Annotated in this window: 17 protein-coding genes; 14 read left to right on the top strand and 3 right to left on the bottom strand. The window is 57.1% G+C overall.

Going from position 1 to position 19,707, the window contains the following annotated elements:
* The first annotated feature begins 429 nt into the window (after positions 1-429).
* From ACR0L4_RS13375 to ACR0L4_RS13365, 3 genes are read left to right on the top strand one after another with little or no spacing between them, the layout of a single operon-like run.
* Positions 430-813 (top strand): DUF1989 domain-containing protein, encoded by a 384-nt coding sequence (locus ACR0L4_RS13375; protein WP_170749750.1) that lies wholly within the window; start codon positions 430-432, stop codon positions 811-813.
* Complete coding sequence (locus ACR0L4_RS13370; RefSeq protein WP_170749749.1) at positions 783-1,946, top strand: hypothetical protein; 1,164 nt, start codon at positions 783-785, stop codon at positions 1,944-1,946. The genes ACR0L4_RS13375 and ACR0L4_RS13370 overlap by 31 nt, the downstream gene beginning before the upstream one ends.
* 51 nt (positions 1,947-1,997) lie before the next feature.
* Positions 1,998-2,183, top strand: a complete 186-nt coding sequence (locus tag ACR0L4_RS13365; RefSeq protein ID WP_170749793.1) for a glycine cleavage T C-terminal barrel domain-containing protein — start codon at positions 1,998-2,000, stop codon at positions 2,181-2,183.
* Positions 2,184-2,551: 368 nt separating this feature from the next.
* Here ACR0L4_RS13365 and ACR0L4_RS13360 read toward each other — a convergent pair whose 3' ends face one another.
* The 3 genes from ACR0L4_RS13360 to ACR0L4_RS13350 form a co-directional block, all read right to left on the bottom strand.
* A complete protein-coding gene (locus tag ACR0L4_RS13360; protein WP_480513585.1) occupies positions 2,552-3,232 on the bottom strand; it encodes an IS6 family transposase in 681 nt (226 codons plus the stop codon).
* A 229-nt stretch (positions 3,233-3,461) separates the two neighbouring features.
* Complete coding sequence (locus tag ACR0L4_RS13355) at positions 3,462-4,538, bottom strand: ParB N-terminal domain-containing protein (protein WP_170749747.1); 1,077 nt, start codon at positions 4,536-4,538, stop codon at positions 3,462-3,464.
* Positions 4,531-5,916 (bottom strand): AAA family ATPase, encoded by a 1,386-nt coding sequence (locus tag ACR0L4_RS13350; protein ID WP_480513583.1) that lies wholly within the window; start codon positions 5,914-5,916, stop codon positions 4,531-4,533. The genes ACR0L4_RS13355 and ACR0L4_RS13350 overlap by 8 nt, the downstream gene beginning before the upstream one ends.
* A 580-nt stretch (positions 5,917-6,496) precedes the next feature.
* Here ACR0L4_RS13350 and ACR0L4_RS13345 point away from each other — a divergent pair.
* The 11 genes from ACR0L4_RS13345 to ACR0L4_RS13295 all read left to right on the top strand — a co-directional run bounded on the left by ACR0L4_RS13345 (position 6,497) and on the right by ACR0L4_RS13295 (position 19,696).
* Positions 6,497-7,789, top strand: coding sequence for a replication initiation protein (locus ACR0L4_RS13345; RefSeq protein ID WP_480513581.1), 1,293 nt, complete (start codon positions 6,497-6,499; stop codon positions 7,787-7,789).
* A 506-nt stretch (positions 7,790-8,295) separates the two neighbouring features.
* On the top strand, positions 8,296-9,297 hold the full coding sequence (locus tag ACR0L4_RS13340; protein ID WP_480513579.1) for a Gfo/Idh/MocA family protein: 1,002 nt from the start codon (positions 8,296-8,298) through the stop codon (positions 9,295-9,297).
* Positions 9,297-10,868 carry an acyl CoA:acetate/3-ketoacid CoA transferase gene (locus ACR0L4_RS13335; protein WP_480513577.1) on the top strand — a complete coding sequence of 524 codons (1,572 nt, stop codon included), beginning with the start codon at positions 9,297-9,299 and terminating at the stop codon, positions 10,866-10,868. Before ACR0L4_RS13340 ends, ACR0L4_RS13335 begins: the two co-directional genes overlap by 1 nt.
* Positions 10,865-11,632, top strand: a complete 768-nt coding sequence (locus ACR0L4_RS13330) for an enoyl-CoA hydratase/isomerase family protein (RefSeq protein ID WP_480513575.1) — start codon at positions 10,865-10,867, stop codon at positions 11,630-11,632. Before ACR0L4_RS13335 ends, ACR0L4_RS13330 begins: the two co-directional genes overlap by 4 nt.
* A gap of 5 nt (positions 11,633-11,637) precedes the next feature.
* On the top strand, positions 11,638-13,161 hold the full coding sequence (locus tag ACR0L4_RS13325) for an aldehyde dehydrogenase family protein (protein ID WP_480513573.1): 1,524 nt from the start codon (positions 11,638-11,640) through the stop codon (positions 13,159-13,161).
* A 56-nt stretch (positions 13,162-13,217) separates the two neighbouring features.
* Positions 13,218-14,465 carry an extracellular solute-binding protein gene (locus ACR0L4_RS13320; protein WP_170749741.1) on the top strand — a complete coding sequence of 416 codons (1,248 nt, stop codon included), beginning with the start codon at positions 13,218-13,220 and terminating at the stop codon, positions 14,463-14,465.
* Between the two features lie 95 nt (positions 14,466-14,560).
* Positions 14,561-15,454: an ABC transporter permease subunit gene (locus tag ACR0L4_RS13315; RefSeq protein WP_170749740.1), complete on the top strand. Its 894-nt coding sequence runs from the start codon at positions 14,561-14,563 to the stop codon at positions 15,452-15,454.
* Complete coding sequence (locus tag ACR0L4_RS13310) at positions 15,454-16,335, top strand: ABC transporter permease subunit (protein WP_170749739.1); 882 nt, start codon at positions 15,454-15,456, stop codon at positions 16,333-16,335. Before ACR0L4_RS13315 ends, ACR0L4_RS13310 begins: the two co-directional genes overlap by 1 nt.
* Before the next feature lie 6 nt (positions 16,336-16,341).
* A complete protein-coding gene (locus tag ACR0L4_RS13305; RefSeq protein ID WP_480513570.1) occupies positions 16,342-17,454 on the top strand; it encodes an ABC transporter ATP-binding protein in 1,113 nt (370 codons plus the stop codon).
* Complete coding sequence (locus ACR0L4_RS13300) at positions 17,451-18,941, top strand: FAD-dependent oxidoreductase (RefSeq protein ID WP_480513568.1); 1,491 nt, start codon at positions 17,451-17,453, stop codon at positions 18,939-18,941. The genes ACR0L4_RS13305 and ACR0L4_RS13300 overlap by 4 nt, the downstream gene beginning before the upstream one ends.
* Complete coding sequence (locus tag ACR0L4_RS13295; RefSeq protein ID WP_480513566.1) at positions 18,938-19,696, top strand: 3-ketoacyl-ACP reductase; 759 nt, start codon at positions 18,938-18,940, stop codon at positions 19,694-19,696. Before ACR0L4_RS13300 ends, ACR0L4_RS13295 begins: the two co-directional genes overlap by 4 nt.
* Positions 19,697-19,707 lie beyond the last annotated feature (11 nt).

Raw genomic sequence — 19,707 nt, 5'->3', positions numbered from 1 at the left:
CCAAGATCTTTCCTGCGCCGCAGCAAACGCGAAAAGCCTGATCAGAAAGGCGTTCGTGCCGTGCTCAAGTCACCCCACTCTGCGCCAGCAACACGTTGTTTTTCAACAGAATCCCGCCAAAACCGCCATTCGCTGCACGCGCAAACTCCTAGAATGGCAGAACTGATGCAAAGCGGGACAACGAAGCCCTTCGAATTCTTGGTTGCAAGGTCTGCTGTGTGAGCTTTTCTGACTCGAGTCACCGAAGACACAACCCTTTTTGTGATTTTTCCGATCACTAAAGACTTTGTGCCGGAAGGCGGCGGCGGACGGTTTGCCGTAGATGTGAAGCTACCAAAAAGTGCATCCACAGAGTTCCTTTTGCCAGAGCCGCTAGGCAAGGTCTGCGATGAATGGTGAGTAAGTCGCGGTACAGCACATGCATACGATTTGAAGAAAGGCCAATTCGTCCAGATCATTGATATCGAGGGACAGCAGTGTTCGGACTTCATGGCAATGCGAGCATCAAGTCTGGAGGAAAGTATTGAGCGCTATATCGACTCCACAGTTTCACGAACGATGGCGCGTAGCGCGTATCCTCAACCTGGATTGCATGACAAATTCTATGATCAGGATATCAATCCCCTTCTGGCCGTTCGGCAAGACACTGTGGGACGCCATGATACTTTTGCGTTAGCTTGCACGGCGCGTGGATACGAGGATCGCGGGTTCCCGGGGCATATCAATTGCTCTGACAAAATATCCGAGGCGTACAATCCGTATGGAATTGCGCGTCGCGCGGCATGGCCAGCGATCAACTTTTTTTTCAATTGATGGATGCAGGTCACGGTCACCTGGCCTCAGACGAGGCTTGGTCACGACCCGGCGACTACGTCGCAATGCAAGGCCTCACCGATCTCGTCTGCGTCTCAACAGCCTGCCCTGATGATGTAGATCCGATCAACGGGTGGAATCCAACCGACATTCAAGTCCGAATTTATGAAGAGGATACGTCGATTTCACACTCTGTTTCTTGGAGAGCGCAGCCAGAAGACAGCGCGAAGCTGACCCGTTACTCGGCCTTTCACCCGCGCACCTCCAAACTCACTAGCAAGTATTCTGTATCCCGGGATCTTTGGACCCCGATACACTACGATTCAACGGGAGCGATTGAGGAATATTGGGTCTGTAAAAACACGGCCACGCTGCGGGACATGTCCGGCCTGAGAAAGTACAATATTGTTGGTCCCGACGCGGTCGAACTGTTACACCATTGTCTTACACGAAATGTTGAGAAGCTTGCCCAGCACCGGGGATTCTACGCGCTGATTTGTGATGAACGAGGCAGTGTGATGGATGACGGTACGCTATTTTGCTTCGAACCGACGACCTATCGTTGGTGCTGCGGTTCGGACAACTCAGCGCTTCATCTGCGCGAGATTGCTGAAAGACTGGGGCTCAACGCGCGGGTTCTCTCGCTCGGGCACCGCATGGTAAACCTCGCTTTGCAAGGCCCGAAGTCACGCGAAATTCTGAGCAAGATTGTGTACACGCATCCAGCGCGCCCAACGCTCGAGAATATCAAGTGGTTCGGTTTTACAGTGGCGCGGATTGGTGACAGCACCGGGCCCACGTTTATGCTGTGCCGTTCCGGATTTACAGGCGAGCTTGGCTATGAAGTTTTTTGCGACAAAGACGACGCGCTCGAAATCTGGGACGCCACTATGGAAGCAGGCGAAACCCTTGGGCTGGTGCCCATGGGCGGAGCGGCACTTGATATGGTGCGCATCGAAGCCGGACTGATGATAGCGGGCGCTGAATTCGCGCCCGACGTGGACGCAATGGAAATCGGCCTGGGTTTCGCAGTTGATTTCAAGAAAGAGACATTCATTGGAAAGGACGCCCTTGTCCGAAATGCCGACGCGGCCCGGCGTAAGCTTGCTGGCCTGACCTTCGGCGGCAAATAGGCACCGGCCCATGGCGATCCCGTCTTTGTTGGGCGCGAACAGGTTGGAGTAATCACCAGCTGGACGCATTCACCACAATTTGGACATGACATCGCGATGGCACGCATCGCTGTCGAGAATGCAAACGAAGGCAGCCAGCTGGAAGTCGGAAAACTGGACGGGCACATGAAACGCCTACCTTGTACAGTAACAGGGTCGCCCTTTCTCGATCCGAAAAGGGAGAAGGCCAGAGCCTGACAGTTTCAAAAAAGCGAAGTCACAGAGGTGCTTGATGTGTTAGTCTTTTACCGAAAAACCAAATTTCCACGGTGGATGAGCCCGCCAATACTATGACTAACCGGTCGCCTTAGAGGACCTTCAATGCGTTGCAGATAACTAGTGGGTATGGTGTCTCCTGCAGAGTTATTGTCGGCAGGCTAAGAAAAACAACGTTAGTCAAGGCCGAGAGTCCTTAGCCAATATGATCAAAGCGTTTTGTGTTGAGAGTCGTCAAAATCCAAGGAGACATGGAACAATGAAACACGCTTTTACTTGCTTATTGTTCGCAACCGGGCTTTGTTGCAAACTTTTGAGCTAACCGAACTGTCTCGGCGATCGCAACGAAATTAGGCTGCCAGTTCAGCGAATTGTTTAAACGGACAGAGTCCGGGCGTGAATTGGCCCTTTCGGATCATGTGTGACACCTCGACGCCAGCAAGTGTCGCTGCAGCTGAGGCAAAGCTCTTGAAACCGAGCATCGGGCGAGTTCGTCTTTTGATGAAACGATGGTCTCGTTCGACGATGTTGTTCGGATGTTTGCGCCTGACCATCTCGATCGGAATAGGGCAGCCAAAGCACGCAAGCATCTTGTTGATTGCCTTGATACCAGCGGTGTTGGCACGGCTTTTGTCGATAACGATCTGTCGCGGCGGACCGTTGACCTCCAGCGTTCGGGCGAAAAACCTTGTAGCAGCCGGCTTGTTTCGACGCTCGGACAGCATGAAATCAAGAGTTTTGCCGTGCTTGTCTACGGCGCGATAAAGATAAACCCACGTGCCTTTCATTTTGATGAACGATTCATCCAATCTCCAGGAGGGGTCACACGGTCCCTTGCGACAACGCGCTGCATCAGCAGTTGCGCCAGAATACCGCGACACCCAGCGGTTCAGCATGGTGTGATCCACTGTGACGCCTCGTTCGAGCATGATTTCTTCCAGACCGCGATATGACACGCCGAAACGGACGTAAAAGAAGAACGCGGACAGGATCACGTCATTTGGATAATGTGCGCCTTTGAAAGAGGCCATGAACCGACACTCAACTTGAGAATTCCGATAGCCATTCACGCGCAGCGCCGACGAGCGTCAACCGCTAATAGTTGCAACAGGTCCCTTCAAAACCTCAAGGCCCGCCTGAAAGTCAGTAACTTGTCGCATTATGTGCGCATTATTCTAGCATTTTGAATACTACATAAATTTCATGCTCCGTGCGTATTTCCGGGTTCAATTGCCCATACGAACGCTCCAGTTCGGTTAACTACCCATTCAATTCGAGGTGGGCGGAAAGCTGGGCGACCAATGCCTCGGCATCGTCAACAGTTAAATCCCGGCCCTTGATGCGCAACCGCAACTCTCCGGATGCAACTTCCGCCCAGATCTCGCCTCCGCCGGACAGGGGTTTTCTTGGCAATCGCTGCACATTTTGCGGCCGCCCTCCCCGGCTTTTGTCGCGGGAGGGTTCCGGCGTTTCGGTCAGTGCGTCTTCGATCACACCCCATTCCGACTTTGCATCCATCGGTCCGGCGGCCGCAAGAGCTTGTCGGAGAGACGCTTGCGCTCCGCTTCTAAGAGCGGATGCGAGTTTCAAGCCGGCTTTTTCGCTTAGGGCAACCGGGTGCTGCAGTAGATCACCAAGACATTCGTGCACAATCGCAAAGCTGCGCACTTTGGATCGCTTGGCTTTGGACGCTGCCGCGAACAGCACGTCTACGGCCGCTTCTGTTGATGCAAACACCCCCTGCCCTGCCGCAAGGACAGCAATACGACCCCGCTCGTATGGGCTCAGGTTGGACCGCAGCTCGTTTTCCTCAACCATGGAGACATACGCCCCCTGCCCTGTTCCCGCGCTCCGGACAAAGGCTGGGATTTCGGCAAAACGTGAATCCGACCCGGCCAGACGACGAAAGGCATCCAGACGGCGGAACCCCGAGATCAGACCATAGCCATCCCCGTCCTGCGTGACCTCAATCGGAGTTCTCAGGCCATGAACACGCAAGGATTCCAGCAGTTCTGCCATGGCTTCTTCATCTTCGACCATTCGGTCACGTCTGATGAAGTCAGCATCGATTTGGTCCAATGGCAGCATTTCCGCCACCAGCCCGGCCTCCTGAGCATCCCGCCAGCGCGCCGCGTCCCCTTGATCCTGAGCTAAGGCCACACGGTCAGTTACGGATGCCAACCCCCCCAGCGTCGCAGCTTCGGCGGCGACCTGTGCAATTGGCGGTGGTGCGGACTTGGTTTCAAACGGGCTGACCGATGGTTTCGCCGCGAAACCGGCCTCCAACTCTTCCAGTTCGGATGAATCCGGCGCAATCAATCTTCTGCGTTTAGCCATCTGTTTGTTCTCCCATCTGCGCATCGCGCCACCAGCATCCGATCAGGACCTCTTTGAACTCAGCATAGGTCCTGTCAAAGGTTTCCCGACCACGCACATATGTCTCGCGGTTGAAGTCACGATAATCCGCCTCATAGATCCCGTTTACCTGTTCGCCAGCCTGCCCGACCAAAGCCGTATAGTCCTGCCTGTAAGCGTTCATGAAATCGCCGAAATACGCCTGAATGACATTGGCCATGTCTGTCTGTTGGCTGGCGTCGAACCGTGTGATGATGGCCCGCACTACATCCCATTCAAACTTGAGTTCCGGTAAACCTGCAGCTCGTTGCGCAGCATTCTCTCCATCTTCGATGCTGGCAAATGTCGTATAGAGCATGTCAAAGAACCGCCCGGTCGAATCGAACTCCAGAAACGAAGCGCCGAGTGGCACCAGCAGAATGTCTGCTGCCGCAAGCGCATTGATCGTAAGGTACCCAAGAGCAGGAGGCGTATCCAGAAAGACGACGTCGTAGTCGTTCAAAACGCCCTCGTCTTCCAGGAAGTTTGTAAGCCCGTCCCACAGCGGCCAACTGCGAAGCCCCATGCGCCAGACAGGGATCTGGAATTCAGCCCAGTACAGGTTCAACTGCGCCCCGATTAAATCGATGTTGGGCCAGTGCGTTTTCTGAATGACGTCTTGCGGTGAGGTCTTGAGCGCTTCTTGCAGCGTCTCATCCAGCGGAATTTCCGGTTGGTCTGTCGCCGATCTGACCCGGTTTTCCTCCTGCACGGCCCGGGCGTAGTCTTTGGCCACCAGAGGAAAAACCGTTTGCCATTCATCCGCAACCTGACCTCCAAGGATGGATGTCATCGAGCCTTGGCTATCAAGATCAATCACCAGAACCTTGTACCCATCCAGTGCAGCAGACATGGCCAAATGGGCTGCGGTCGAGGTTTTGCCAACGCCACCTTTAAAGTTGGCGACAGCCACAACCTTTGCAGGCAGGCCCTCCGGTCGGTAAGGCAGATACTCCTTGGTGCTTACGCCCTCTGCCGCGAAGTGCTTGCGCAGCACCAACACGTCTTCAAGCGTGAACCATTTCGAGCCGGCCTCGCCTTCACCTTGTGGAAGCTCGGGATGCGCTTTGAGTACGCGTCGTAGATGAGCGGGCGCGACCGGAATGAGGTATTTGGTAATCTCCCAGATCGAAAACCGCCGAAGACGCTTTTCACCGTCAGGCGCATATCCGCGACGCGCAAGATCTTCTCGGCCTTTTGCGCAGAAGGCTGCGGCTTTCGCGAATCGGGAAGTCCCAATAGGATTTGGTAACTTTGTGGCTGCGACCTCGGGATCCAGATTGAGATAAGGGGGCAGGGGAGGTTGGGTGGTTTTGCTCAATGTAGGTGCCTCAGACAATGTTCGCCTTTGCGGCGTATATTTGGGAATGTAGCGAACATTTTGGCGTACGGCTATCCTAGATTTCGAGTTTTTCCATTCCCGAGGGTCTTTGGAGCGGGTTTCGCCACGAAACCAAAGAAGTTAAAGATGAAAAAACCACAAAAACGTTTAGATTCTTTATATGGTTTAAACATTTTGGGTTACGAAAACCCAATTAAAACAAAGAAATAGGTGATACTGGGTACCTATTTTCGGTACAAAGGGTGCCCATCTGCAGGATCAAAGGTACCCGTATTCGGGACGGAAGGAACCTGAGTCCAGTAACTTGGGAGCCGATTCTCGGTGCGATCGGAAAACACCAAAAAAAGACCCTGATGTTGGGGAAAATCGACTCTGAGTTTTGGGAGATGAATTAGAATGGACTTCAATACGAAGAGCCGCCTGGGGATAACTCGGCCTCCTCGTCGCTTAGGTACCTGAATACGGGATTCGATTCGTCCTGTATTTGGGTACCCAAAAACTATTGATGCACAGGTACCTTCTGTGTCAGGGTTTCCAAAATGAGCAGCCAGGCAGAATCATGCCGGATACACAATTGAACATGGATCAGCTCTCAGGCGCATTGCGACGAGAGACAGTAAAAAAGAACGTTGCCGCGATCCATATCAGTGGCAAGCTTTCCCTGCTGCAGAGGAAGCTATCCAACGTTCTTTTGCTGAATGCCTACGATTCTCTGACCACGGCTCAGACCCACACAATTGATGCGCGCACCTTGGCGATGATGGTGGGGTACAACTCCAACGACTTTGATACATTGCGCTCAAGCTTGCGCGCTTTGGCAGAAACAGTCGCTGAATGGGACATGCTGGATGAGCAGGGGCGACAAGAATGGGGCGTTTCATCCCTTCTTAGTTTTGCCAAGTTGAAAAGCGGGGTTTGCGAATACGCGTATTCGCCCGCTCTGGCGCAAAAACTGTACGATCCAAAAATCTATGCGTTGATCAATGTGCAGATCCAGCGGAATTTCAGCTCGGGCCATGGCCTGGCCTTGTACGAAAACTGCTACCGCTTCGTCCGAACAGGGTCGACGGGCTGGTGGTCTTTGGATGTGTTCCGCAAGCTGATGGGGGTCGATGGCAGCGATTACTACGCCAGTTTCAAGCATCTGAATGCCAAGATCATCAAGCCGGCCGTTTCTGAGGTCAACAAAAGCTCGGACATTCTGATCGAGCCGGAATTTCAGAAAAAGGGTCGGACCGTGACCGACATTCGCTTTCTGGTCAAAGGCAATCCCCAGAAAGCCATGTTCGAAATCGATGACAGTGATGGTGTACGCAACCTGCTGGTCTACAAAAAACTGCGTAAACAGGGTGTGTCAGACCGATTGGCACGTCAGTGGATTGCTGAGCACGGCGAAGACTATGTGCAACAGAAACTGGACTATGTCGCCGGGCAGGGCGGGGTGAAGTCAACTTTGGGCTATCTGTCTGCGGCGTTGAGAGATGACTATGGTGCCGCAACGGAAGAGGCGCAGCCTGAACCTGCGCCGGAAGCTGCCGAGGCTGCTCGCAAGCGCGTGCAGGCCCAAATGTCTGAGGACAAAGCCTATGCAGCCCGGACAGCAGAGCGGGAACAGCGAGCCCGGAAACTGGCTATCGTCGAGGAATTGGTTTCGCGGCGAAACCCAACGCAGCGCGATGCTGACAAAAGGCTGTTTATAGCAGGGTTGGACAATGATCTGGATCGAGAACACTTTCGATCTCATGGATGGCGATCGGGACTGAATGCGACGGCAATCTTTGAATTCTGGGAAGATCTAGAACCCGAGGCGTTCAGCGATACGCACAACTTTACGCTTTCAGACGTTGGATAGAATGCCCCGATGGGCCACGCGCAAAGCCGTACTCCCAATAGTGGTCAAAATAGCAAAATTATGAGTATTGTGGATATCCATCTCTGTGCTGCATAGAGGGGTTTTAACCCTCTGGCGAAGCCCGATTTGGTCAAAAACAGCGTAGCGGGTCCGGTAATTAGTCTATCCAACGTTACGACTTGATGCAATGGCGAGTTGGCTGATCCCATTGGTTGACGATGCACCTCTTTCGATGACGTAGACGGAAACTCCTTTGGAAAGACTGGATCAAGCAGCGCCTCGACTATGCAAGTCATTCGAACATTCCCGCAGCTATCAATTGGCAAAAAAAGTAAGAAGGTTGGATCACACAATGGTGGTGGTCCTTTTCTGCTCGGCGCTCCGGCCAAACTCCGTGCTTTGATTCACTTTCCGCAGACCAAATGAGTTGCAACCTCAAAAAAGGGCTTGCTCAAATTGGAACGTTCCACTATCGAATATGGAACGTTCCAATAACGAGGTTGAGCATGAACTGGGTATTTGTCGGCGCTAGCACAATTGCCTCACAACACATGCTGAAGGCAGTCCGTCAGCAGTCCGGGCATGATGTGACCTGGATCGTCAGCACCTCGGCTGAACGTGTACAGGTTTGGGCCAAGGATCATGCGATCGAGAATGCAACAACCGATCTGGCTGCAGCGCTTGCCGATCCAGAGGTTCAATCGGTCTATATTTCGTCGACCAATGAAAAACACCACTCGCAGGCCATGGCCTCGATTGCAGCAGGCAAACATGTTTTGTGTGAAAAACCGCTGGGCATGACCCAGGCCGAAGCGGTTGAGATGGTTCGCGCCGCTGAGGCTGTTGGTGTGACCTTCGGCACCAATCATCACCTGCGCTGTTCAGGCTCCCATCGTGCGATCCGGGAACTTATCGCAACGGGACGTGTAGGCAAGGTGTTGTCGTTGCGTATCCACCACGCTGTTCATCTGCCGGGTCACTTGCAGGGCTGGCGGATCAAAGACGCAAGCGCCGGTGGCGGCGTGATCCCGGATATCGTAGTGCATGACGCGGATGTCACCTGCTTCCTGTTGCAGGAAGACCCAGCCACCGTCGTGGCACAGATGACCAGTTCCGGAATGGGGCAGGGGGTCGAGGATTCCTGTATGTCGGTCTGGACCATGCCCTCGGGCGCAATGGTCATGAGCCATGAGAGTTTTACTCATCCTTTCGCCGGATCGGCGCTTGAGGTACATGGCACCGAGGGGTCGATCTTTGCCAAAGGCGTCATGACTCAGCAGCCGGTCGGCCAGATCACCCTGGTCACCGAAGCGGGCAGTGAGGATATTCCGTATTCCAACCACGACCTCTACGTTCAGGGCGTCTCGGAATTTGCCGCCGCCGCCGCAGGGCAGGGACGGCCTGCCGCCGACGGTCCCGATGGTGTCAAATCCCTGTCCGTCGCGCTGAGCGTGCGCGAAGCAGCAGCAACCGGTCAGCGTGTTGACGTCACCTATGGGGGATTCTGATGACCAAGCTAGTCTCCGTGTCTGAAGCCGTGTCCCGTATCCCTGATGAGGCGATTGTCACGGTCTCGTCCTCCTCAGCTCTGGGATGCCCCGATCTTGTGTTGAAAGCCCTGGGCACTCGGTTCCGGACCGAAGGACACCCGCGCAACATCACCACACTACACCCGATTGCGGCCGGGGATATGTATGGCGTGAGGGGGATGGAGTATCTGGCGCAGGACGGCCTGCTGACCCGTGTTCTGGCCGGATCCTACCCCTCGGGTCCGTCCAGCCTTGAGATGCCTGAAATCTGGAAGATGATCGTTGAAGACCGTGTCGCCGCCTATAATGTACCATCAGGCATCATGTTCGACATGCACCGCGAGGCTGCGGCGCGGCGTCCGGGCGTATTGACACAGGTCGGGTTGGATACGTTTGTAGACCCGATCCGCGAAGGCTGCGCCATGAATGCGCGCGGGGCGGCTGCACCCATCGTTGCGCGGGCCGCGTTTGGCGGCCAGACCTGGCTGCACTTCCCGAACATCATTCCGAATGTCTGCATTCTGCGTGCCACCACGGCGGATGAGTTTGGCAACCTGACCTACGAGCACGAAGGCGCTTATCTGGGCGGGCTGGAGCAGGCGATTTGCGTGCGCAACCACGGTGGGGTGGTCATCGCGCAGGTTCAGCGCGTAACCGCCGAAGGCAGCCTGCGCCCCCATGACGTTCGGGTGCCGGGGCATCTCGTCGATCTGATCGTCCAGGACCCGGATCAGAAGCAGACCACCGAAACACCCTATGACCCAGCCATTTCGGGACAGATCATGCGCCCGTGGGGCAGTTTTTCGGTGGCTGAACACGGGGTGGAAAAGGTGATCGCCCGCCGTGCCGCGATGGAGCTGCGTGCGGGTATGAGTGCAAATCTGGGATTTGGCATCAGCGCCATGGTCCCGCGTGTGCTGTTGGAGGAAGGTCATCCCAAGGCCGTCACCTGGGCCATCGAACAAGGGGCCGTCGGAGGTGTACCGCTGACCGGTTTTGCCTTTGGATGCGCGTCGAATGCACATGCCTATGTGCCCTCGCCCCAACAATTCATCTATTTTCAGGGCGGTGGGTTCGACATGTCCTTCTTGTCTTTCCTCGAAGTCGATCTGGACGGCAACGTGAATGTCTCGAAGCTGGGGAAAAGACCGTATCTGACAGCTGGGTGCGGCGGGTTTGTCGACATCACGGCAAGCGCAAAGAAGATCGTGTTCTCAGGCTGGTTCGAGGCTGGGGCAAAGATCGATCTGGATGCGAACGGGATCAGCGTCGCGGCGCCTGGAAAGTTCACCAAGATGGTGGATCAGGTCGAACACGTCACGTTCTCGGGCCGCCGCGCGCGCGAGCTTGGGCAGGACGTGATTTATGTGACTGAACGCTGTGTCATTCGTCTGACCGATCAGGGTTTGGTGGCGACCGAGATCATGCCGGGGATCAATGCGCAGCAGGACATCGTGGCGGCGTCAGAGGGACGTGTAGTCTTGGCCGAAAATGCAGCTTTGATGCCAAAATCCCTGTTTGCCGAAGGCCCGATGGGGATGACGGTATGAGCGGGATCGGTTTTCATATCGACGGCGCAACTGCTGTTCTGACGCTGGACAACCCGGCCAAGCTGAACGCGCTGACCACCGACATGCTGATTGCGCTGGAAACCCATGTGCAGCACGTCGAGCGCAACGCGGCGATCCGGTCTCTGGTTCTGACCGGGGCCGGAGAGAAAGCATTTTGTTGTGGCGCCGATATCAGCGCGTGGGGCGACCTTGGCCCCGCTGAGTTCGCGCGACACTGGGTGCGGGACGGGCACCGGATTTTCGACCGTCTTGCACGGCTGGGCAAACCGACCATTGCGGCGATCAATGGCAATGCCTTTGGCGGCGGATTGGAGCTGGCAAGTTGCTGCGACCTGCGTCTGGTGGCACCGCATGCGATGCTGGCCTTGCCCGAGGCCCGGATCGGGATCGTTCCCGGGTGGTCGGGTACTCAACGGCTGACGCGGCTGATGCCGGAAGGTGCGGTGAAAGAAATGGCCCTGTTTGGCCGCCGTCTCGTGGCGGACCGCGCGGTTGCCGTGGGCTATGCCGCTGAGATGGTTGATGACGTCCTAACCCGCGCACTTGATATCGCAGCCGAGGCACAGGCCCTGTCCCCGCGCGCCACCGAGATTTCCAAGAACATGATCCACGCGGCGGTCGGCGAAGACAAGGATGCCGTCATCGAGGCGCTGGGTAGTGCCGCGGCTGCCGCCTCGGCAGATCGGGATGAGGGCGTCGCCGCCTTCATGGACAAACGCCACCCTCAGTTTTCAGGGCTTTGATGCAAATGAAAGACATCACGATCAACCCCGCGGTCCCATTCGATCTGCCAGAGTGTTTTGAGGGTCGCCATCTGATCAACGGCACGTGGCAGGATAGCGCATCGGGCAAAACGTTCGAGCGCCGCTCGCCATCGCATGGACATGTCGTCAGCCGCTCGGCCCTGGGGGGAGAGGCGGAAGCCGGTGCCGCCATTGCCGCGGCACGTACAGCATTTGATAGCGGGGTCTGGAGCCGTGCCTCGGGCAAAGACCGTGCTGCGGTCCTGTTGAAAGTGGCGGATCTGATCGAGCGGCATGTCGACCGCATTGCCGTGATTGAAACGCTGGAAAGCGGCAAACCGATTAGCCAGTCCAAAGGCGAAGTCGGCGGGGCCGCCGATCTGTGGCGCTATGCGGCCTCGTTGGCGCGCAGTGCCCATGGCGACAGCCACAATACGCTGGGTGCGGACATGATGGGCGTGGTTCTGAAAGAACCCATCGGCGTTGTATCGATCATCACCCCGTGGAATTTTCCGTTCTGGATTCTCAGTCAAAAGCTACCCTTTGCCCTTGCGGCGGGCTGTACAGTGGTGGTGAAACCGTCCGAGATGACGCCGTCGTCCACGCTGATGCTGGGTGAATTGCTGATCGAGGCGGGACTGCCCGCAGGGGTCTGCAACATGGTTTTGGGTTTCGGCATACCGGTAGGCAGCATCATGTCCAGCCATGATGCGGTTGACATGGTCAGCTTCACCGGCTCGACCGCTGTCGGTAAGACGATCAGCAAGACGGCCTCGGACACCCTCAAGAAAGTCGCGCTGGAATTGGGCGGCAAGAACCCACAGGTGATCTTTCCGGACGCCAATCTGGACGCGGCTGCCGATGCCGTCGTGTTTGGCGTCTATTTCAACGTGGGCCAGTGTTGCAATTCCAGCAGCCGCATCATCGTCCATGAGGACATCGCCGAGGTGTTCTCGGCCAAAGTGGTCGAGTTGTCGCGCAAGGTGAAGTTCGGCGATCCGCTTGACCCGTCGACGCAGGTCGGCGCGATCGTCACGCCCGAACACAACGCCAAGATTGATGGATATGTCACGCAGGCAAAAGAGGCGGGCGCGACGATTGCCTTGGGCGGGAATCGCCTGAGCGTTGAAGGGCTTGGCAATCAGTTCTATCAGCCGACCATCGTCACCCATGTCCAGCCGGATATGCCTATCGCGCGGGACGAGGTGTTTGGCCCGGTTTTAGCCATTCTCACCTTCAAAACACTGGACGAGGCCGTCGCCCTGACCAATGATAGCGTTTACGGTCTGTCCGCAGGGGTTTGGAGTGACGACGTGCACACCTGCCTGGAATTCGCCCGCCGCGCAGAAGCGGGCACGGTCTGGACCAACACCTGGATGGACGGGTTCCCCGAGGTTGCCTTTGGGGGCGTCAAGCAATCCGGGCAGGGGCGGGAAATCGGACGCTACGGGTTCGAGGAATTTTTCGAGGTAAAATCGGTGGTCATGCGCATCGGCAACAGTCGGGCGCATTGGGTGCCGCAGGATTGAGACATGCACCAACCGGTGCCTGAACAAAGAAGAACGCATTAAGGGAGGAAACGATAATGCGCTTGTTGAAGACAAAATCAGTCATTGTGGCCGGGCTTTTGTGTACATCCAGCTTGGCACAGGCCGAAGAGGTCGAGGTTCTGCACTGGTGGACCTCGGGTGGTGAGGCCGCTGCGCTGAACGTTCTCAAGGATGATCTGTCCGGTCAGGGTGTCGGTTGGACCGACATGCCCGTCGCCGGTGGCGGTGGTGAGCAGGCGATGACCGTTCTGCGCGCCCGCGTGACGGCCGGCAATGCGCCAACGGCTGTTCAGGGTCTGGGGTTCGACATTCAGGACTGGGCCGCACAGGGTGCGCTGGCTGACCTGAACGATGTGGCCGCCAAGGAAGGTTGGGACGACGTTGTCCCTGATGCGTTGAAAGCCTTTGCCAAGCATGATGGCAAATGGGTTTCAGCGCCGGTGAACGTACATTCGACCAACTGGGTCTGGGCCAACAAGGCGGTTCTGGATGCAAACGGCATTGCTCAGCCCACGAATTGGGACGAGTTCGTGGCCGCGGTCGAGGCGCTGAAAGCTGCTGGAGTGACGCCGATTGCTCATGGCGGTCAGGCATGGCAGGACGCGACCGTGTTCGACGCCGTTGTCATGTCGACCATGGGACCGGATGGCTATAAGGCTGCGTTCGTCGATCTGGATGAAGAGGCTTTGGGTAGCGACGCCATGAAAGAGGCGTTCGACCGGATGGCCTTTATCCGTGACAACGTTGACGAGAATTTCTCGGGTCGTGACTGGAACCTTGCAACCGCCATGGTCATCAATGGCGAAGCCGGTTTCCAGATGATGGGTGACTGGGCAAAGGGTGAGTTTCTGAATGCGGGCAAAGTCCCCGGTCAGGATTTCCTGTGCTTCCGTTTCCCCGGCACTGCCGATCAGGTCACGTTCAACGCCGATCAGTTCATGATGTTCGATCAGGGCGGTTCAGTGTCAGCTGAGCAGGCCGCATTGGCCAGCGCCATCCTGTCGCCGTCCTTCCAGATTGCCTTCAACAAGGTAAAAGGCTCAGTGCCCGCGCGAACGGATGTGGACGGAAGTGATCTGGATGCCTGCGGGCAGCAAGGCATGAAGGATCTGGCTGCCGCTGCATCTTCGGGCAACCTGTTCGGATCGATGGCCCATGGTCACGCGGCACCGGCATCGGTCAAGAACGCCGTCTATGACGTGGTGACCGCGCATTTCAACGGCGAATATGACAGTGAAACGGCCGTGGTCGAACTGGTTGACGCAGTGTCCATCGCCAAGTGATCACCTGATCCATCCGACGGGGCGGCCACCGGGTCGCCCTGTCACCAGCGGGCACACCCCGCGCCTCAAAACCACCACTCGAAGGAGGGCGCGCCATGGCTGGTTCAGTCGACGCGGATTTCAAGACACGCCTTCAGAACTGGATCCCCAAACTGGTCCTGTCCCCATCGCTGGCGATGATGCTGGTCTTTGTTTACGGCTTCATTCTGTTTTCGGTCTACCTGTCATTCACCGACAGCCGCATTCTGCCATCCTTCGGCTGGGTCGGTTGGGAAAACTACAACAAGCTGTGGCGGCTCAGCCATTGGGAGACCTCGCTGATCAACATGGGGATCTTCGCGAGCCTCTATATCGTGATCTGCACCTGTATTGGTTTGGGACTTGCCATTTTCCTCGATCAGAAAATCCGTGGCGAAGGGGTGTTGCGCCCGATTTACCTGTACCCTATGGCGCTCAGCTTCATCGTCACCGGCACCGCATGGAAATGGTTTCTGGACCCCGGTATCGGTTTGGAAAACGTCATGCATACATGGGGTTGGACCAGTTTCGAGTTTGACTGGATCAAGAACCGTGACTTTGCCATCTACACGGTTGTTCTGGCCGCCGTGTGGCAAACCAGTGGGTTTGTCATGGCCATGTTCCTGGCCGGTCTGCGCGGCATCGACAACGAGATCCTGCGCGCCGCCCAAATGGATGGCGCATCGAACTGGAACCTCTACCGCCGTATCATCATCCCGCAGCTGCGTCCTGCGTTTCTGTCGGCCTTCGTGATCCTCAGCCACCTTGCGATCAAGACCTTTGACCTTGTGATCGCCCTGACCGGAGGAGGACCGGGCCGCGCCACCGAATTGCCCGCAACCTTCATGTATTCCTACACGTTCACGCGAAACCAGATGGGGATCGGTGCGGCCTCGGCCACGATCATGCTAATGACCATCGCGGCGATCATGATCCCTTATCTCTATGCCGAACTGCGGGAGAAACGCTGATGTCTCAGGCAACTCAGGATACCGCAATTCGCACGGGCCGGGTCACGCGTACGCTGATCTATCTGGTACTGGTGCTGTTCGCCTTGTTCTACCTGCTGCCGCTTTATGTGATGCTGGTGAACTCGGTCAAACCGCTGGAAGAGATCACCGGCGGCGGCATGATGAACCTGCCGCAGGTCTTTACCCTTGAGCCATGGCTCAAAGCGTGGTCCTCGGCCCAGATCGGGGTCGATCCGACGGGGCTGAAGCCCTATTTCTGGAACTCCATCAAGATGGTTGTTCCGGCGGTGATCGTCTCGACCATCCTCGGCGCGCTAAACGGCTATGTGCTGACCAAATGGCGTTTCAAGTATGACACCATCCTGTTCGGTCTGATGTTGTTTGCCTGTTTCATCCCGTTTCAGATCGTCCTGATCCCGATGGCACGGATGCTGGGCATCATCGGGCTGGCGGGCACCACCTGGGGTCTGGCCCTGGTGCATGTGGTTTATGGCATCGGTTTCACAACGCTGTACTTCCGCAACTATTATGCCGTGTTCCCGACCGAGCTGATCCGGGCCGCGCAGATCGACGGCGCAGGCTTCTTCCAGATTTTCTGGCGCATCCTGCTGCCCAGCTCTGGCCCGATCGCCGTGGTGTCGATCATCTGGCAATTCACCAATATCTGGAATGACTTCCTGTTTGGCGCGTCTTTCGCCGACGCCAACAGCCAGCCGATGACTGTGGCACTGAACAACCTGGTGCAGTCATCGACCGGTGTGAAGGAATACAATGTTCATTTCGCAGGCGCCATTCTGGCCGCCATGCCAACTCTGCTCGTCTACATCGTGGCCGGTCGATATTTCGTCCGCGGTCTGATGGCGGGTTCCGTGAAAGGATAAGGCCTCATGGGTTTTCTGGACATAGACAACGCGACCAAATCCTACGGAGCGGTCGAGGTTCTGCACAAGGTCGATATCTCGGTACAGGAAGGTGAGTTCCTGGTTCTTGTCGGCCCTTCGGGTTGTGGCAAGTCGACCCTGCTGAACATGATCGCGGGGCTGGAAGAAATCACCAGCGGCGAGATTCGCATCAAGGATCAGGTGATGAACGGGGTCCACCCGTCCAACCGCAACATCGCCATGGTGTTCCAAAGTTACGCGCTCTATCCGAACATGACAGTTGGGCAGAACATCACCTTTGGGCTTGAAATGCACGGCGTGCCCAAAGCCCAACGCGACACGGCGATGCAAGAGGTCGCCAAGCTGTTGCAGATCGAACAGCTGCTGGATCGCAGGCCCGGTCAATTGTCAGGGGGTCAGCGACAGCGCGTCGCCATGGGCCGCGCGCTGGTGCGGGAACCGGATGTGTTCCTGTTTGACGAGCCGCTGTCCAACCTGGACGCCAAGCTGCGTGTGGACATGCGGACCGAGATCAAGAAGCTGCACCAGAACCTTGGCACCACCATCGTTTACGTGACCCATGACCAGATCGAGGCGATGACCCTGTCCAGCCGTATCGCCGTGATGAATGGCGGCTATGTGCAACAGCTGGGTTCGCCGCAGGAGATCTATGACACCCCGGCCAACATCTTTGTGGCAACCTTCATGGGCTCGCCGGCGATGAATGTGGTACCTGCGAAAGTGACCGTGCTGAATGGCCGCCCGCATGCCGAGGTCGCGCTGCATGACGGATCAATGGCGCAGCTGCCTTTCAGTCAGGACAATCTGGCCGCGTGGGACGGGCGGGATATCCTGCTTGGCATTCGTCCTGAAACCATCACCGATATGGATGGTGCGGACCGCAAATCCTCGAACATCGCGCAAATGACCAACCGGATTGTTGTGACCGAACCGGCGGGCTCGGACACGTTCGTGTCGATGCAACTTGGCGGCAGGGATGTAATCGCCCGGATGCGTTCGGATGCCGAGGTCGCGCCCGGTCAGGATTTCGACTTTGCCGTTAACATGGAAAAGGCAGTGGCTTTTGATCCTGACAGCGAGACGCGGATTGTTCCGTGACACAGGCCGATGTCATAATCATCGGATCGGGGATCGGGGGGGCAACGCTGGCTGCAGCTCTTGCGCCCTCGGGCCGTCGCATTCTGATCCTCGAACGTGGGGCGCATCTGCGCCCGTCCTCTGTGGATCGAGACCCAAAGGCGATCTTTGGCGACGGGCATTTTCGCCCCGATGAGACCTGGCTGGACGGGGACGGGCAGCCGTTCAATCCCGGCAATTACTATTGCGTCGGCGGCAACTCCAAGTTTTATGGAGCGGCGCTGATCCGCTATCGGGCCGAGGATTTCGAACCGCGACAGCATATGGGCGGGGGGTCTCTCGGTTGGCCAATCCGCTATGACGATCTGGAACAGGACTACGCGGCGGCAGAGCAGCTATACGCGGTGCGCGGGACTGCCGATGAGGACCCGACCGAGCCTCTCCATAGTGGTCGATATCCATACCCGCCGGTGATGGATGAACCGGATATGGCCGACTTGCGAAAGCGGTTGCGCGGCGCGGGGCTATCCCCGGCATCTGTTCCTTTGGGCGTGGATATCGACCGCTGGCTGGCTGCGGGCCAGACCACGTGGGATGCGTTTCCAAACACATGCGGCGGCAAGATGGATGCCGAAACCTGCGCTCTGGCCAAGGCCCTTGCGCATGACAATGTCACGCTTTTGACCCGATCGTCCGTCAACACATTGCTGAGCGATGATGACGGGCGGATTACCGGCGTCGAGGTCACGGGGCAGGGAACACTCCGGGCACCGCTGGTGGTTTTGTCAGCAGGGGCCGTCCAATCGGCCGTGCTGTTGTTGAAATCCGCGAATGACAATTGCCCAACTGGTCTGGCGAACCGCTCGGATCAGGTCGGGCGAAACTTCATGAACCACAATTGTTCGGCCGTTTTGGCCTTGCATCCATTGCGTCGCAACCGGTCGATCTATCAGAAGACGTTGATGTTCAACGACTACTACAATGGGGGCGGGCAGGGCGGCACGCCATTGGGCAATATCCAGATGCTGGGCAAGATCACCGGTCCTATTCTCGCATCTCAGACGGGATTGCCCGGCCCACTTGCCGCGCTGATCGCAAATCGCAGCTTTGATTTTTATGCTATGTCCGAGGACCTGCCCAACCCCGACAGCCGGGTTACACTCGCAGGCGATCAAATCCGGCTGGACTGGAAACGCTCGAACTGGCAGGCGCATCAGGCACTGGTGGCAAAGTTGAAACAGCATCTGCGCCGGGCCGGGTTTCCGATTGTCCTGTCGCGGCCTTTCGACCGTCGCACCCCGTCGCATCAATGCGGCACAGCGCGAATGGGGGATGACCCGTCCAACAGTGTGGTGACCCCGTTCTGCCGCAGCCATGATCATCCGAACCTGTTCATCGTCGACGCCTCTGTCTTGCCGACCTCAGCCGCCGTAAACCCGGCCCTGACCATTGCCGCATTGGCCCTGCGCACGGGTCGTCACATCCTACAAACGGAGTTTGCAGCATGACCCGAGTTGCCCTGGTCACAGGCGGTCAGCAAGGCATTGGCCTGGGTATCTCGCGCGTGCTGATCGACGCTGGGTACAAGGTGGCGCTGGCGTCGCGTTCCGAGCCGGACAAACCGGCGGTGCAAGGGGCGTTGTCGGCGCTGGGCCCCAATGCGATCTACGTCCAGCACGACGTGTCTGATATCGATCACGTGCCCGTTTTGCTGGATGAGATCGAAGCACAATTGGGTCCGATCACTGCACTGATCAACAATGCCGGTGTCGGTGCGCCCGAGCGGGGCGACATGCTGGAGTTGAAGCCCGAGAGTTGGGATTTGGTGCAGAACATCAATCTACGCGGGGCATTCTTTCTGGCGCAAGCGGTTGGGCGGCGCATGTTGGGCTATCCTCAGGACGTCTATCGCTCGATCACCTTTGTTACTTCGGTCAGCGCCACGATGGTGTCCATCGAGCGCGCGGAATACTGCGTGTCCAAGGCCGCCGCTGCAATGATGGCGCAACTGTTCGCCGTGCGCATGGCCCCGCACGGGATCGGGGTTTTCGAACTGCGCCCCGGCATTATTGCTACTGAAATGACGGCCGGTGTGCGTGACAAATACACTGACCGGATCGAGGGCGGGCTGGTTCCCGCGGCGCGATGGGGTGAGCCGATGGATGTCGGCTCGGTCGTCATCCCCATCGTCGACGGCCAGATGCAGTTCGCCACCGGCGCCGCCATCCCCGTCGATGGTGGGCTGTCCATTCCACGGCTCTAGTTCAGGACACA

Source organism: Ruegeria sp. AB5 (assembly GCF_056542645.1).
The sequence above is the reverse complement of the archived record's forward strand: the minus strand, read 5'-3'. Positions and strand labels throughout refer to the sequence as shown.